The sequence below is a fragment of the Streptomyces sp. NPDC001920 genome (assembly GCF_053594495.1).
Genome location: NZ_JBSFEP010000006.1, coordinates 239,036 through 254,210, shown reverse-complemented (window position 1 = coordinate 254,210; position 15,175 = coordinate 239,036). Strand labels below are relative to the sequence as shown.

Genomic DNA, 15,175 nt, shown 5'->3' with positions numbered 1-15,175 from the left:
CCGACGCCGAACCCAATTGTGCCCACAGACCGCCGCTATGCACGACACACGGTGGCGGACGATGGTTGTGCGCGTACCCCCACTTCAGCGACCCAGGCGCCCGCGCACCATGCCGACCAGCGAGTTCAGCTCCTCGATGTGCATGCGGCGGGCGGCGACGAAGAAGACTCCGAGCAGCACGGCTCCACCGCCCAGCAGAGCGGCGAAAGAGCCGATGACTCCCTGACCGAGCATCTGGGCGATCCCGTAGCAGGCGGCACCGCTCAGCAGCGCGGCCGGTACCGAGGCCAGGCAGAGCCGGGTGTACGTCCGCCTCACCCTGGCGCCGTCCAGGTCACCGCCCAGCTTCATGCGCAGTCGCCGCCAGGCGACGCCGACGCCGATCGCGTAGGCCAGGCCGTACGAGGCGGCCATGCCGACCACGGCCCACCGGGCCGGAAGAACCAGGTAGCAGACGGCGGACGCGGCGGCGTTGCCGGCCGCCACGATGACGGTGTTGTAGAAGGGGGTCCGGGTGTCCTCGTAGGCGTAGAACGCGCGCAGGACGACGTACTGCACGGAGTACGGGATCAGGCCGAGACCGAAGGCCATCAGCATGAAGCCCATGTTGGTGGCCTCGCTCGTACCCGACGAGCCGAACATCAGCGTGCACATCGGGATGCCCAGCGACAGGAAGCCGAAGGCCAGCGGCACGATCGCGACCGCGGTCGTGCGCAGGCCCTGGGAGATGTCGTCCCGCACGGCGCCCGGGTCGTCCTCCGCGGCCGAACGCGAGATGCGGGGCAGCAGGGCGGCCATCAGCGAGACGGTGATGATGGCCTGCGGGAGGCCCCAGATCAGCTGGGCGTTGGCGTAGGCGGCGTAGCCGGTGCCGTCGACGGCGGAGCGGATGCCCGCGGAGGTGGACAGCTGGGTGACCACCAGCGCGCCCGCCTGGTTGGCGAGGACGAACAGGATGGTCCACTTGGCGAGCATGGCGGCCTTGCCCAGGCCGTGGCCCTTCCAGTCGAAGCGCAGCCGCAGCCGGAAGCCGGTCTCGCGCAGGTAAGGGATCATGGCGAGGGCCTGGACGACCAGGCCGAGCAGGATTCCGACCCCGAGGAGCCGCTGGCCCTCCGGTGGGATGTTGGTGACCTGCATGCCGGAGTGCTCAGCGGTGCCGTACACCCACAGGAACATCCCTAGCGTCACGATGATGACGATGTTGTTCAGGACCGGTGTCCACATCATCGCGCCGAACCGGCCGCGCGCGTTGAGGATCTGCCCCATCACCACGTGGACGCCCATGAAGAAGATCGAAGGCAGGAAGTAGCGGGTGAAGGTGATCGCCACCTCGTTGGCGGCGGGGTCCCGGGCGACCGGGGCGGACAACGCGCTGACCAGGAGTGGCGCGCCGAGCATCGCGAGGGCGGTGAGCACTGCGAGCGCCACCATCACCAAGGTCAGCAGACGGTTCGCGTACGCCTCGCCGCCGTCCTCGTCGTCCTTCATGGCGCGCACGAGCTGGGGCACGAAGACGGAGTTGAGACCGCCGCCGACGGTCAGGATGTAGATCATCGTCGGCAGCGTGTAGGCGACCTGGAAAGAGTCGCCGAGCAGGCCGAGACCCAGCGCCGAGACGATCATCATGGAGCGGACGAACCCGGTGAGCCGGGACACCATCGTGCCCGCCGCCATCACCGCGCTCGACTTCAGCAGGCCGCCGGCCTTCCCGCCCTTCTTGGCGGCGGGCGCCGGTGCGGGGGCGGCTGCCGGTGCGGGGGCCTCGGCCGCAGCAGGAGGAGGCGTCGTCGGTGTCTGCGGCGCAACGTCGGTGGGCGCCGGGGACGGACCTGGGACCGTCGGTGGCTGGTACTGCGGATGGCCGCCGGCCTGCTGCTGGTCGCGGAAGAGGTGAGCGAAGGCGTCGTGCTCGTGGCTCTCTGCGGAAGGGCGCGTGACAAGGTCGTCGACACCCACGTACTGGGTCGAGCGGGGGTTGTCGCCGTACGGCAGATACTGCGACGGGCCGTCCGGCTCGGGGGCCGGGGTCTGGGCCCATACGTGCGGGTCGGGCGCGTAGGGCGACTGGGGCGGCTGGCCGTACAGCGGCTGTTGCGGCTGGTACGAGCCCGGAGCGGGCGGAGGGTGGGCGGCGCGGTCGTACAGCGCCTCGGCGACCGGGTCCTGCGCGGTGAGGTCCTGGGCGCGGTAGGGGTCCTGGTCGTAGGCGTCCTGGAGGTACATGTCCGCGGGGGGCTGCGGCGGCACCTGGCCCGGCTCGGGCGGCGGGCCCTCGGGGTGCCCCGAGCTGCCCGCGGCCTGGCCGCGGTCACCGTCGTACGGCGCGTTCATGGTTACCCCACCTCATCGTCCCGGGCCGACCGGCCACGACATCGCTCAACGGTCCACTCTCTCACCCGTGCCGGACGGGTCGGCGTTTTCCGCTGCGGTGTCCGGGGTCAGGTCACTCGGCTGCTCCGGGGCGTCTTCCCGGGTTCCGGTGCCGGACTCCTCATCGAGGAGGTCTTGCGGGGTGAGACGCTCATCGGGACCGTTCGAGTTCTCCGCGTCGCCGTCCGCCTCGTTCGGTTCCCGGGCGTCGTCCTCCTCGACGTCGCGGGCCGCAGCGCGCTTGCGCTGCGTGTACATCCGGAACCCGGCGAGGACCAGCAGGAGGAAACCGCCGCCGATGACCAGCATCACGGTGGCGGTGAACTCCGTGACCCGCACGTCGAACCTGACGGGGGAGCCGTACTTCTGGCCGTCCTCCGTGTAGAGCTGGGCGATCACCTCGGCCTGGCCGTTGGCCTGAGCGGACGTGGTGAACTTCACGGTCTGGCTGTGGCCGCCGGACACGGTGACCTGCTGTTCAAAGAAGTCGTCGCCACCGATCTCGAGCCGCCTCGGGCTCGTCGAGGTGAGGCGCAGTACCAAGTGCTCGACGCCCTGTACCAGGTTGTTCTGCACGGTCACGGGGATCATCGCACTGCGTCCGGAGAGCTTGGTCTCCGACTTGTCGATCAACGTGACCTGGCCGGCCAGGGAGTCGAGGTATGCCTCGACGGCGTTGCGGTAGTCGGCGGCCTGTCCGGATCGGCCGCGCCACGACGTCGACATCTCCCGGTTCATGGCCCGGCCGAAGGGGGTCACCACCCGGGACTCGTCGGAAAGGATCACCTTGAACTTGTCGAGCTTGCCCTGGGTGCTCTCGATCTGCTCGAAGGCCGAGCGCGACAGCTCCTGCTTGCGCAGCGAGGAGGGGTACCTCGATGCCGCCGGCACCTTCGTGGTGGCGCCGGGGTCGGGCTTGGCCGCGGCGGCGGCCGTGAGGTCCTGGGACTGGGACCACGAGCCGCCCTGGAGCGCCGTCACCGCCTCAGCCATGGCCTGAGCCTGGCTGGCCGTCGGCATCCGCTGCGGAGCGACGACGATGCTGCGCTGCTTGTCCGACTGGAGATTCAGGGCAAGGCTCTGGGCCAGGAACCTCTGCACGGCGAGGGTCGAGCTGGACGCCCGTGTCAGGTCGCCCTGGAACACGGTCGACATCCGGGCGTCCGTGACGACCGCCGTCGTACCCCCGCCGATGGGGCGGGCCGCGGAGGGCGTGTAGGGCAGGCCGCGCGTCTCCACCAGGCTGTCGTTGCGGGCGATCACCTTGTCCGCGCCGCCGGAGGTGGCGACCTTGACGATGGACGGGTCGATGGCGCCGTTCACGGGCCAGGCGAAGTCGGTGGTCGGCTGCACATGGAGGATCGAGTCGACGGTGTCGGCGGCGACGTCGGTGGCCAGTTTCAGGTGGCTCAGCGAGCCGGTCACGCTCGTCCCGTTGTGCGCGAGGGACGCCAGATCGGGGTCACCGAACGGCAGGGCGACGACTTCCTTGTCCTGCACCGCCTCCTGCAGCTCGGCCAGCCACTGCTTGGCGACCGCCTGACGGTTCCCCGGCGTGGTCGATTCACCCTTGCCCTGGATGCGGTAGCTCTCCGTCATCGCGTCCACGGAGGCCAGCAGGTCGGGATCGATCACCCACGTGACGTCGAGTTCCTTGCCCAGCGACACCAGCTGCTCCAGACGTCCGCCGGGCGCGATCTCCTCGGCGAGCTCGTCGTCGCTGAAGACCGGAGTCTGCGCCTCGTTCGATCCCGTCTGCGCCGTCATGTGCGCGGTGGAGACCAGGGGCCACAGAACCGTCGTCCTGGTCTTCGTGTCCGCTCCGTCGGGCTGCCACGGCAGGAAGGTCCGCTGGATGCCGAGCACGCGGTCCCACGGCTGGGCGGAGGTCTCGCCGGACAGGGAGACGGCGAACTGGTAGACACCGTCCCTGCCGAGGTCCAGCTTGTCGACCGGCACGGAGATGCTGAAGCGGTGTGCGACGCCCGGGGTGAGCTTCGCGAACTCCTTGACGTACTTGCCGCCCACCGCGGCACCGTCGAGGCCGTCCTGGTAGGCGCTGCGCCGGGCGACCGTGTCGACGTCGGAGCGTGTGTTCAGGGCGGGGCCCAGGCGTAGGTCCACCTGCGCGTCGGTGACCGTCTGCTTGCCTTCGTTGGTCACCGTGCCGGACACGGTCAGGGTGTCGCCCTCAGTGGGGACGGCAGGAGTGAGCGAGTCCACAGCCACGGACACCGAGCCCGAGCCGGGAGCGGCCTGCAGGGAGTCCTGCTCGGCGGCGTGCGACGGCGCGGCGGCGGGCAGCTGTAGCAGGCCGGCCAGCAGTGGCACCCCGGCGAACAGTGCTCCTGTCCGCCGTAGCCACCGGCGGGCAGGTGAGGGACTGGTCCCCTGGAAGTCTGCCGCCTCGGCCACGCGCTCGCCCGTCCCTCGTCGTCGTCAGTGGTCGTCGGAATGTGCGTCCAGGCATGGTAACGATGCGCGCTGAGGGGAAGTGCCGCGGAGTGCTCCACAAGATCGGATCACCGAGCCGGGTCTGTCCTCTATGTGCGGGTATATGGGGAGCGCTTCAGTGCGTCGCGAGGGCCGCCCCTTGTGCCTGTATGGACGGAGCTGTCCCTGGTCATGGTGTGCACATTTAATGGAGGCGCTCATGGTCGCCGGGGCCACGTACCCTCTTCTGTTGTGCCGAACGCCAACGAAGAAAAGCCCCGTGTCCTGAGCCAGGTGCAGCACCGTGCGGTGAGTGAACTGCTGCGGGTCGTCCCTGTCGCCGACGACCTCGCCCGCCGCTTCCAGGAGGCCGGGTTCTCGCTCGCCCTGGTCGGCGGATCGGTCCGGGACGCGTTGCTCGGCCGACTCGGCAATGACCTGGACTTCACGACCGACGCCCGCCCCGAGGACGTACTGAAGATCGTGCGCCCGTGGGCCGACGCCGTGTGGGAGGTCGGGATCGCCTTCGGCACGGTCGGTGCGCAGAAGAGCGCCCGTGGCGAAGGCGCTGATCGAGACTTCCAGATCGAGGTGACGACCTACCGGTCGGAGGCCTACGACCGCACCTCACGCAAGCCCGAGGTGTCGTACGGCGACTCCATCGAGCAGGACCTCGTACGGCGTGACTTCACCGTGAACGCGATGGCCGTCGCGCTGCCGGAGAAAAAGTTCATCGATCCGCACGGCGGGCTGGAGGACCTCTCGGCGCGAGTGCTGCGGACTCCGGGCACCCCGGAGGAGTCCTTCTCGGACGATCCGCTGCGCATGCTGCGTGCGGCGCGTTTTGCGGCACAGCTCGACTTCGAGGTGGCGCCCGAGGTGGTGACGGCCATGAGGGCCATGGCCGGGCGCATCGAGATCGTCTCCGCGGAACGTGTGCGAGACGAGCTGAACAAGCTGGTCCTCTCCGCCAACCCGCGCAAGGGCCTGACCTTGTTGGTCGACACCGGACTCGCCGAGTATGTGCTGCCCGAGCTCCCGGCCCTGCAGCTGGAGAGCGACGAGCATCACCGGCACAAGGACGTCTACGAGCACACGCTGATCGTCCTGGAGCAGGCGATGGCGCTGGAGGAGAACGGGCCCGACCTGACCCTGCGTCTGGCTGCGCTGCTGCACGACATCGGTAAGCCCCGGACGCGCCGCTTCGAGAAGGACGGCAGGGTCTCGTTCCACCACCACGAGGTGGTCGGCGCGAAGATGACCAAGAAGCGCATGATCGCGCTCAAGTACTCCAATGAGCTGGTGAAGGACGTCTCACGTCTGGTCGAGCTCCACCTCCGATTCCATGGCTACGGCACCGGCGAGTGGACGGACTCCGCCGTGCGCCGCTACGTCCGTGACGCGGGCCCGCTCCTGGGTCGCCTCCACAAGCTGACCCGCTCGGACTGCACCACGCGCAACAAGCGCAAGGCGGCCGCACTGTCTCGCGCCTACGACGGCCTGGAGGAGCGCATCGCTCAGCTCCAGGAGCAGGAGGAGCTGGATGCCATCCGCCCCGACCTCGACGGCAACCAGATCATGGAGATCCTCGGTGTCGGACCGGGGCCGGCCATCGGTCGCGCCTACAAGCACATGCTGGAGCTGCGGCTGGAGCATGGGCCGCTGGAGCACGAGGCCGCAGTGGAGGCGCTCAAGGAGTGGTGGGCTGAGCAGGGCTGAGACCCGGGCTCCGTGGCCATGTTTCACGTGAAACGTGCCTGGGGGACGCCGAGGGGCGATGTTTCACGTGAAACATCGCCCCTCGGTGCGTCTGGCTGAGGCCTACTTGGACGAGTACTCCTCAAGGCACAGGGTGAAGGAGTCTCCCTTGCGGGTCTCCGTGTACTCGGCGTACTTCGTACGGTCGCAGTTGGCGGAGGTGCCGTCCTGCTTCTCGGCCACCTTGTAGGCGGCCTTCGAGTCGCTGCAGTCCACGACTTCGAGGTCCGGGTCGGTGATGCTCTCGGGGTTGCCGATGCTCATGCAGTCGCCGACCTGTGCAGTGCTGGCGTCGTCCCGGCTGGCTATGAAGCCTCCGATGACCACGCCGGCGACGACCACCGCCACGATGATGTTCTTGATCTTCTTGAAGGTCCACTTGCGTTCGGGCTGCGGCGGAACAGGCGCATACGGCGCTCCCTGCTGGGGGAACCCGGGCTGACCCGGCTGCTGCGGATGCGGAGCCTGGCCCTGCGGCGGCTGGCCCTGGGCGTACGGATTCTGGCCCTGGGCGAACGGGTTGCCTTGGGGCGGCGGAGTTGTCACGGGGGTCCCCCTAGAACATGGGTGCGCAACGCGAACAATGCGCGAGATAAGACGCACGTAAGTTATCGGCAGCCACTGACAACCCCATGGCCGAAGGGGACTCTGTGTCATTGATGTGACACTTACTGGCGTCCAAATCGGGCCATAGTCGCAGCAACTGCTGCGTAGATAACGGAGACTGTGACCAAGAGCGGGGCCGAGCGGCCGTCCGGCGGCAGTATCAGGGCGGCGACTCCGGCCGCGCCGACGAAGGCGACGTTGAACAGCACGTCGTAGACCGAAAAGATCCGGCCGCGGAAGCCGTCCTCGACGGAGGTTTGCACGACGGTGTCCGTCGCGATCTTCGCCCCCTGCGTCGTCAGGCCGAGTACGAACGCCGCCAGCAGCATGGGAGTTGGAGCGAACGGCAGGCCGAGGGCGGGCACCAGCAGCGCCGCGAGGCCCGCACACGCGACGATCCATCGGTCGGGCCCCAACCGTCCCGCCACCCACGGTGTCAACACTGCAGCCGCGAAGAATCCGGCGGCGGAGGCCCCCAACGCCAGCCCCAGCAGGGCGAGTCCGTCATCCGCCTGCGACGAGAAGGCGTACCGGCAGAGCATCAGCAGCATGACCAGCAGGGCGCCGTAGCAGAAGCGCATCAGGGTCATCGCGAACAGTGCCCACGCGGCCTGCCGACGCGGCGGAGTGGCGAGATGGCGTACACCCGCGGCCAGGTCGCGCACCGTACCGGAGAGCGCTGCCGCGACCCGTGGCTGTACCAATGACGGTTCCGGGCCGAGCAGTCCCCGTGCCATGCGCAGTGACGCCAGGCCGGCGCACAGGTACAGGACGGCCCCCAGAAGCACCACGGCGGCATCGGAGTCCCAGGCCACCAGCCGCACGACGAAGGCCAGTCCGGCACCCGCGGTGGCGGCGAGTGTTCCGGCGGTCGGGGAAAGGGAGTTGGCGATCATGAGTCGCTCGTCGTCGACGACACGCGGGAGTGCGGCTGAGAGGCCGGACAGGACGAAGCGGTTGACGGCGGTGACGCACAGCGCCGAGACGTAGAAGAGCCAGTCCGGTACCTGGCTGATGATCAGGAGGGCCGTCGCCGAGGCCAGTACCGTACGCAGAAGGCTGCCGTACAGCAGGACCTGGCGGCGTCGCCAGCGGTCCAGCAGGACTCCGGAGAAGGGCCCCACCAGGGAGTACGGCAGGAGCAGTACGGCCATCGCGGAAGCGATCGCGGCGGCCGAGGTCTGTTTCTCCGGGGAGAAGACGACGTACGTGGCGAGCGCGGTCTGGTAGACGCCGTCGGCACCCTGCGAGAACAGGCGTACGACGAGCAGGCGCCGGAAGTCCCGGAAGCGCAGCAGGACCCGCAGGTCGCGTACGACGGACATGGGGCCCAGCCTCACATACGGGGAGGGTCCCCGGGCGGTACAACCCGGGGACCCTCAACAGCTCTGGCAGGAGCGTTTCTGAGCGAGCCTCAGCGCTCGACTTCACCCTTGATGAACTTCTCGACGTTCTCGCGGGCCTCGTCGTCGAAGTACTGGACCGGCGGGGACTTCATGAAGTAGCTCGACGCCGACAGGATCGGGCCGCCGATGCCGCGGTCCTTGGCGATCTTCGCGGCGCGCAGGGCGTCGATGATGACGCCGGCGGAGTTCGGGGAGTCCCAGACCTCGAGCTTGTACTCCAGGTTCAGCGGGACGTCACCGAAGGCGCGACCCTCCAGGCGGACGTACGCCCACTTGCGGTCGTCGAGCCAGGCGACGTAGTCGGACGGGCCGATGTGGACGTTCTTCTCGCCGAGCTCCCGGTCGGGGATCTGGGAGGTGACGGCCTGCGTCTTGGAGATCTTCTTGGACTCCAGGCGGTCGCGCTCCAGCATGTTCTTGAAGTCCATGTTGCCGCCGACGTTCAGCTGCATCGTGCGGTCCAGGATGACGCCGCGGTCCTCGAACAGCTTCGCCATGACGCGGTGCGTGATCGTGGCACCGACCTGGGACTTGATGTCGTCGCCGACGATCGGCACGCCCGCCTCGGTGAACTTGTCCGCCCACTCCTTCGTACCGGCGATGAAGACCGGCAGAGCGTTGACGAAGGCGACCTTGGCGTCGATGGCGCACTGGGCGTAGAACTTCGCCGCGTCCTCGGAGCCCACGGGCAGGTAGCAGACGAGGACGTCGACCTGCTTGTCCTTGAGGACCTGGACGACGTCGACCGGGGCCTCGGCGGACTCCTCGATGGTCTCGCGGTAGTACTTGCCGAGACCGTCGAGGGTGTGGCCGCGCTGGACGGTCACACCGGTGCGCGGCACGTCGCAGATCTTGATGGTGTTGTTCTCGCTGGCGCCGATCGCGTCCGCGAGGTCGAGGCCGACCTTCTTCGCGTCGACATCGAAGGCGGCGACGAACTCGACGTCACGGACGTGGTAGTCGCCGAACTGCACGTGCATCAGGCCGGGGACCTTGGACGCCGGGTCGGCGTCCTTGTAGTACTCGACTCCCTGAACCAGCGACGCGGCGCAGTTGCCGACGCCGACGACGGCTACGCGAACCGAACCCATTCCGGTTGCTCCCTGTGTGTACGAGTGAGGCCCTGATCGGGCTCTCACGTGGCGGTGTCGCCGGGCGAATCCGTCCCGGGGGTGCCCCCGGGACGGGGCAGATCGCCCGGCTCTCCAGATGTGGTGTCCTGCTGAGCGGACCCCCCGGAAGCGGAACCCTTCAGGTCCCGCCCGGCCCGCTCGCTCTCGATGAGCTCGTTCAGCCAGCGCACTTCGCGCTCCACGGACTCCATCCCGTGGCGCTGGAGCTCAAGCGTGTAGTCGTCGAGGCGCTCCCGCGTACGGGCGAGGGAGGCGCGCATCTTCTCCAGGCGCTCCTCCAGCCGGCTGCGACGGCCCTCCAGCACGCGCATGCGTACGTCCTGGGGTGTGCGTCCGAAGAAGGCAAATCGGGCAGCGAAGTGCTCGTCCTCGTACGCGTCGGGGCCGGTCTGTGACAGCAGCTCCTCGAAGTGCTCCTTACCTTCAGCCGTCAACCGATAGACGATCTTGGCGCGACGCCCCGCGAGTGGTGCGGCGAGGGCGTCCTCGGCGGTGTTCCCCGGTTCCTCGATCAACCAGCCGTTGGCGACCAGCGTCTTGAGGCAGGGATAGAGCGTGCCGTAGCTGAACGCACGGAACACGCCCAGCGATGTATTGAGTCGTTTGCGCAGCTCATAGCCGTGCATCGGGGACTCGCGGAGCAGTCCGAGAACGGCGAACTCGAGGATCCCGGAACGTCGGCTCATCCCCTCGCCTCCTCGTCTTATCTCGCGCTGATGTATCGACTCGATACATCAAGACGATAGAACGGCCTTCCGGAGGCGACAAGTGGGGGAACGGTGAACGGGATCACATCAACGATTCATGTGGGGCGACTTGCCCTATTTGGGGTGAAGTTCGGGGCTAGGTGGACTTTGACGGTGCGTAGTCTGTGCGCCATGCACACCACCGGGAACCGAGTGACACCTGAGAGCGTCGTCGTCCTTGGTGCAGTACGGGTGAATGCGGAACCGACCGCATCCGTACTTCGGGGGGACCGGAAAACAGCCGCCGTTGCCAGGCGCCCAGGGGTGCGCCTGCCCGAGGAGTAGTCGTTCGATGAGCGAGCACCGTCGCAAACCGCCGCAGCCGCAGGGAGGCGGACGTGCCGCTGCCCGACGCGGTCAGACCGGCTCGTCCTCCGGCCGCCGCGCGGCACCGCGAGGCGCCACCGGATCTCCTTCCGACTCGTACGGGTCGGGTTACAGCGGTTCGGGAGGCGAGGAACGTCAGTACGGCGGTCGCGCCGAGGCACGTCGCGCTGCCCAGAGAAGCGGTGGCGGCCGCCGCAGAGCGGCCGAACCGGAACGCGGCGGCCGCCGTGCCGTTCCGGGCGGGCCGAACGGTCCCGGGCGGGGCCGGGGGCGGTCCGCGCCCCCTGGAAAGAAGCGGTTCGTCGACTATCCGCGGTCGGGCAAGTACGGCGTCGCGCGCTGGTTGCCGTCGTGGAAGCTCGTGGCTGGTCTGTTCATCGCCTTCATGGGCAGCCTGGTGGCTGTGGCGGGCATCGGGTACGCCATGGTGGGCATTCCCAAGATCGACGAGACCGCCGAGGCGCAGAACAACGTCTACTACTGGTCCGACGGTTCCGAGATGGTCTCCACCGGTGGCGAGACCAACCGGCAGATCGTCAACCTGGCGCAGATCCCCAAGGCCATGCAGAACGCGGTGATCTCGCAGGAGAACAAGACCTTCCGCAGCGACAGCGGTATCGACCCGAAGGGCATTGCCCGAGCCGTGTTCAACATGGCCACCGGTGGCCAGACACAGGGCGGCTCCACCATCACCCAGCAGTATGTGAAGAACGCCAGGCTGGGAGACCAGTCGCAGACGCTCTCCCGCAAGTTCAAGGAGATCTTCATCTCGGTCAAGGTCGGCGCCAAGCTGACGAAGGACGAGATCATGGCCGGCTACCTGAACTCCGCCTATTACGGGCGCAACGCCTACGGGATCCAGGCCGCGGCCCGCGCATACTTCGACAAGGACGCCATAGAGCTGAACGAAGGCGAGTGCGCCTTCCTGGCGGCCATGCTCAAGGGCGCCACGTACTACGACCCGGCGGGTTCGACGTCCATCGACCCCGCGGCCACGGCCAAGGCCAACAGCAAGCGGGCCCTCGGGCAGATGCAGGACACCCTCAACAAGATGGTCGAGTACGGGCATCTGAGCCCCGATGCGCGAGCCAAGTACACCAAGCTGCCCGATGTGAAGAACCCGCGCTTCAACACCGCGTTGAGCGGCCAGGTCGGTTACCTCGTCGACCTCGCCAACGGTTACCTGGTCAACAACAGCGACAAGACCGGGATCACCGAGGAGAAGCTGCGCGAGGGCGGCCTCTCGATCTACACGACCTTCGAAAAGAAGAAGGTCGACCAGCTCGAGAAGGCGGTCACGAAGGTCTACAAGGCCAACATCAAGCCCAAGCAGCGGCCGGAGACCGACACCCACGTCCAGTTCGGTGGGGCTTCGGTGGATCCGGCGACCGGGGCCATCAAGGCCATCTACGGCGGCACGGACGCGACGAAGCACTTCACCAACAACGCTGACGTGACCGGTGCGCAGGTCGGTTCGACGTTCAAGCCGTTCGTGCTGGCGGCCGCCATGAAGTGGGGTGTGCGCGACCCGGATCTCGAGGCGATCCAGGCACAGGACGAGCGCACCAAGGTCTCCCCGAAGAGCCTGTACAGCGGCAAGAACAAGCTGAAGATCAAGGACTACCAGGGCAACATCTGGCGGAACGAGAAGGGCGAGGAGTGGAACCAGGTCAACGACGGTGATCAGTCGTACGGCACTCCCCCGGCCTACCGGATCGACCTGCGTGAGGCGATGAGGGAGTCCGTGAACTCCGCCTTCGTGCAACTCGGCATGGATGTCGGGCTGGACAAGGTCAAGGAGGCGGCCATCGACGCGGGCATCCTGAAGACCAGCCTGGCCGGCGCTGACTACCCGTCCTTCTCCATCGGCACCTCGCAGCCCAGTGCGATCCGTATGGCCGGTGCCTACGCCACCTTCGCGACCAGCGGAAAGCAGCGTGATCCCTTCTCCGTCAAGCAGGTGAAGGACAAGGACGGCACGGTCTTCACCCACAAGACGCAGACCAAGGATGCTTTCACCGAGGCGGTCGCCGACAACGTCACGGACGTCCTGAAGACCGTGGTCGAGAAGGGCACGGGTACCAGCGCCCAGCTGTCCGACCGCGAGGTGGCCGGCAAGACGGGTACCACCGACGGCAACCGGTCCGCCTGGTTCGTGGGCTACACCCCGCAGCTTTCCACGTCGATCGCCATGTTCCGGCTGGACGACAACGAGAAGAACCAGAACCGCGAGTTCCTGAAGATGTTCGGAACGGGTGGTCAGGAGAAGATCCACGGTGCGTCGTTCCCGGCCGAGATCTGGCACGACTACATGGAACAGGCGCTGAAGAACACCAAGCCGCTGCCGTTCCCGACGCCGGCCCCCATCGGTGAGGTCATCAACGACATCCCGACCCCGACGCCCATTCCCACGCCCAGCGAGACGGAGGAGGCCAGTCCGACGCCGAGCCCGACGCCCAGTGAGTCGCTGACCTCGCCGACCCCCACACCGACCGAGACCTGTTTCGGTTTCCAGTGCAATGAGATCGGCGGTTCCGACAACGGTGGTACGGACGGGGGCGTGACCTCGACGCCGACGCCTACGACGACGGAAACGGAAGGCAACAACAACGGCAATGGCAACGGCAATGGCGGCATTTTTGGTGGACCGTCAGGCTGACCGACGGCTCACCTGATGAGCGAAGGCCGGTGGCCGGTACCCATGACGTGGGTGCCGGCCACCGGCCTTTGTCCTGGCTGTGCCCGGGGCGGCGGGCTGTTTCACGTGAAACGTCGGTTTCACGTGAAACACTCGGCCCCCGCACCAGGTCGTCCTCGCACCGTTCTCAGACTGGTACGGCAGGATGTCCCCCATGCCCAGTGCAGAAACGACGCCCACGAGCGCGCACGAGCCGGACCGGGTGCGGCCGACCAAGGAGGACGAGGTCGCCGCGAGCGGAAGCGAGCTGATCGGCGGCCCCATCGGACGGCGTGCGCTGCTCGGGACCTCCTGGTGGACCCCCGTGCGGATCATCGCGCTCGTGACCATCGGCATGTTCGCCCTCGGCCTGGTACAGAAGGCACCCTGCTACGACGGTGCCTGGTTCTTCGGCGCCAGCTCGCAGTACACGCATGCCTGCTACTCGGACATCCCGCACCTCTACCAGGGCCGTGGCTTCGCTGATGGACTTGTGCCGTACTTCGACAAGCTCCCCGGTGACATGGAGTACCTCGAATACCCGGTGCTGACCGGTGTGTTCATGGAGGTCGCCTCCTGGCTGACGACTGGCAGCGGCAGTATGCAGGACCAGCAGCAGTGGTACTGGATGGTCAATGCCGGGATGCTGATGGTGTGCGCGGCCGCCATCGCCGTCTGTGTGACCCGCACCCATGCCAGGCGACCCTGGGACGGTCTGCTGGTTGCCCTGGCGCCCGCCTTCGCACTGACGGCGACCATCAACTGGGACCTGCTGGCCGTCGCTCTGACGGCCGCCGCGATGCTGATGTGGTCGCGAGGCCGCTCGCTGGCCTTCGGTGTCCTGCTGGGGCTCGCCACGGCCGCGAAGCTCTATCCGGTCTTCCTGATCGGCCCCTTGTTCATTCTGTGCTGGCGTGCGGGCAAGTGGCGTGACTTCGGAAAGGCCCTGGGTGGCACCGTCTTCGCCTGGCTGGTCGTGAACCTTCCGGTGATGCTCCTCGCCTGGGACGGGTGGTCGCAGTTCTACCGGTTCAGTCAGGAGCGGGGCGTCGACTTCGGATCCTTCTGGCTCATCCTGGCCCAGAACTCCAGCGACCCGTTGAGCACGGAGACCGTGAACACCCTCGCGACGCTGCTGATGCTGCTGTGCTGTGTGGGCGTCGCAGCGCTCACGCTCACCGCGCCCCGCCGTCCGCGCTTCGCCCAGCTGGCCTTCCTGATCGTCGCGGCGTTCATCCTCACCAACAAGGTCTACTCGCCGCAGTACGTCCTGTGGCTGGTTCCCCTGGCCGTGCTGGCCCGGCCGAGATGGCGGGACTTCCTCATCTGGCAGGCCTGCGAGGTCGCGTACTTCCTGGGCATCTGGATGTACCTCGCCTATACGACCAGCGGGGACGCCCACAAGGGACTGCCGCCGGACGGCTACCACTGGGCCGTCGGCGTGCACCTGCTGGGGACGCTGTACATGTGCGCAGTCGTGGTGCGGGACATCCTGATGCCCGAGCGGGATCCGGTGCGCCGGGCCGGTGACGACGACCCTTCAGGTGGCGTGCTCGATCGGGCGGAGGATGTGTTCGTACTCGGCCCTGCGGCTCATCCTCCGCGGCATGCGGTCCACTTCGAGGGGCCGCAGGTGGCATGGGGTAAAGGCGGGGCCACAGGAAGTTCGCTCTGAGCGAACGGAACGCAGCCGGCACATGAGGAAGGCCGTACACG

9 protein-coding genes are annotated in these 15,175 nt (G+C 67.6%); 3 read left to right on the top strand and 6 right to left on the bottom strand.

Annotated features, from left to right (window positions below):
* Nucleotides 1-84 precede the first annotated feature (84 nt).
* The gene (murJ, locus tag ACWCPI_RS12660) at nucleotides 85-2,334 is read right to left on the bottom strand and encodes a murein biosynthesis integral membrane protein MurJ (RefSeq protein ID WP_451038110.1); all 2,250 of its coding nucleotides are present in this window, start codon (nucleotides 2,332-2,334) and stop codon (nucleotides 85-87) included.
* A 45-nt stretch (nucleotides 2,335-2,379) separates the two neighbouring features.
* Nucleotides 2,380-4,788 (bottom strand): DUF6049 family protein, encoded by a 2,409-nt coding sequence (locus ACWCPI_RS12655; protein WP_451038109.1) that lies wholly within the window; start codon nucleotides 4,786-4,788, stop codon nucleotides 2,380-2,382.
* Between the two features lie 270 nt (nucleotides 4,789-5,058).
* Here ACWCPI_RS12655 and ACWCPI_RS12650 point away from each other — a divergent pair, with 270 nt between their 5' ends.
* Nucleotides 5,059-6,525: a CCA tRNA nucleotidyltransferase gene (locus tag ACWCPI_RS12650; protein ID WP_451038108.1), complete on the top strand. Its 1,467-nt coding sequence runs from the start codon at nucleotides 5,059-5,061 to the stop codon at nucleotides 6,523-6,525.
* A 102-nt stretch (nucleotides 6,526-6,627) separates the two neighbouring features.
* On the opposite strand, the gene ACWCPI_RS12645 is transcribed toward ACWCPI_RS12650, so the two are convergent.
* The 4 genes from ACWCPI_RS12645 to ACWCPI_RS12630 all read right to left on the bottom strand — a co-directional run bounded on the left by ACWCPI_RS12645 (nucleotide 6,628) and on the right by ACWCPI_RS12630 (nucleotide 10,395).
* Nucleotides 6,628-7,110 (bottom strand): LppU/SCO3897 family protein, encoded by a 483-nt coding sequence (locus tag ACWCPI_RS12645; protein ID WP_451038107.1) that lies wholly within the window; start codon nucleotides 7,108-7,110, stop codon nucleotides 6,628-6,630.
* Nucleotides 7,111-7,232: 122 nt separating this feature from the next.
* A complete protein-coding gene (locus ACWCPI_RS12640) occupies nucleotides 7,233-8,495 on the bottom strand; it encodes an MFS transporter (protein ID WP_451038106.1) in 1,263 nt (420 codons plus the stop codon).
* Between the two features lie 89 nt (nucleotides 8,496-8,584).
* Nucleotides 8,585-9,667, bottom strand: coding sequence for an inositol-3-phosphate synthase (locus ACWCPI_RS12635; RefSeq protein ID WP_451038105.1), 1,083 nt, complete (start codon nucleotides 9,665-9,667; stop codon nucleotides 8,585-8,587).
* Between the two features lie 44 nt (nucleotides 9,668-9,711).
* The gene (locus tag ACWCPI_RS12630) at nucleotides 9,712-10,395 is read right to left on the bottom strand and encodes a PadR family transcriptional regulator (RefSeq protein WP_388803370.1); all 684 of its coding nucleotides are present in this window, start codon (nucleotides 10,393-10,395) and stop codon (nucleotides 9,712-9,714) included.
* A gap of 352 nt (nucleotides 10,396-10,747) precedes the next feature.
* Here ACWCPI_RS12630 and ACWCPI_RS12625 point away from each other — a divergent pair, with 352 nt between their 5' ends.
* Together ACWCPI_RS12625 and ACWCPI_RS12620 are read left to right on the top strand one after the other, a co-directional pair.
* Nucleotides 10,748-13,441: a transglycosylase domain-containing protein gene (locus tag ACWCPI_RS12625; protein WP_451038104.1), complete on the top strand. Its 2,694-nt coding sequence runs from the start codon at nucleotides 10,748-10,750 to the stop codon at nucleotides 13,439-13,441.
* A gap of 193 nt (nucleotides 13,442-13,634) precedes the next feature.
* Nucleotides 13,635-15,134: a glycosyltransferase family 87 protein gene (locus ACWCPI_RS12620; protein WP_451038103.1), complete on the top strand. Its 1,500-nt coding sequence runs from the start codon at nucleotides 13,635-13,637 to the stop codon at nucleotides 15,132-15,134.
* Nucleotides 15,135-15,175: the final 41 nt, after the last annotated feature.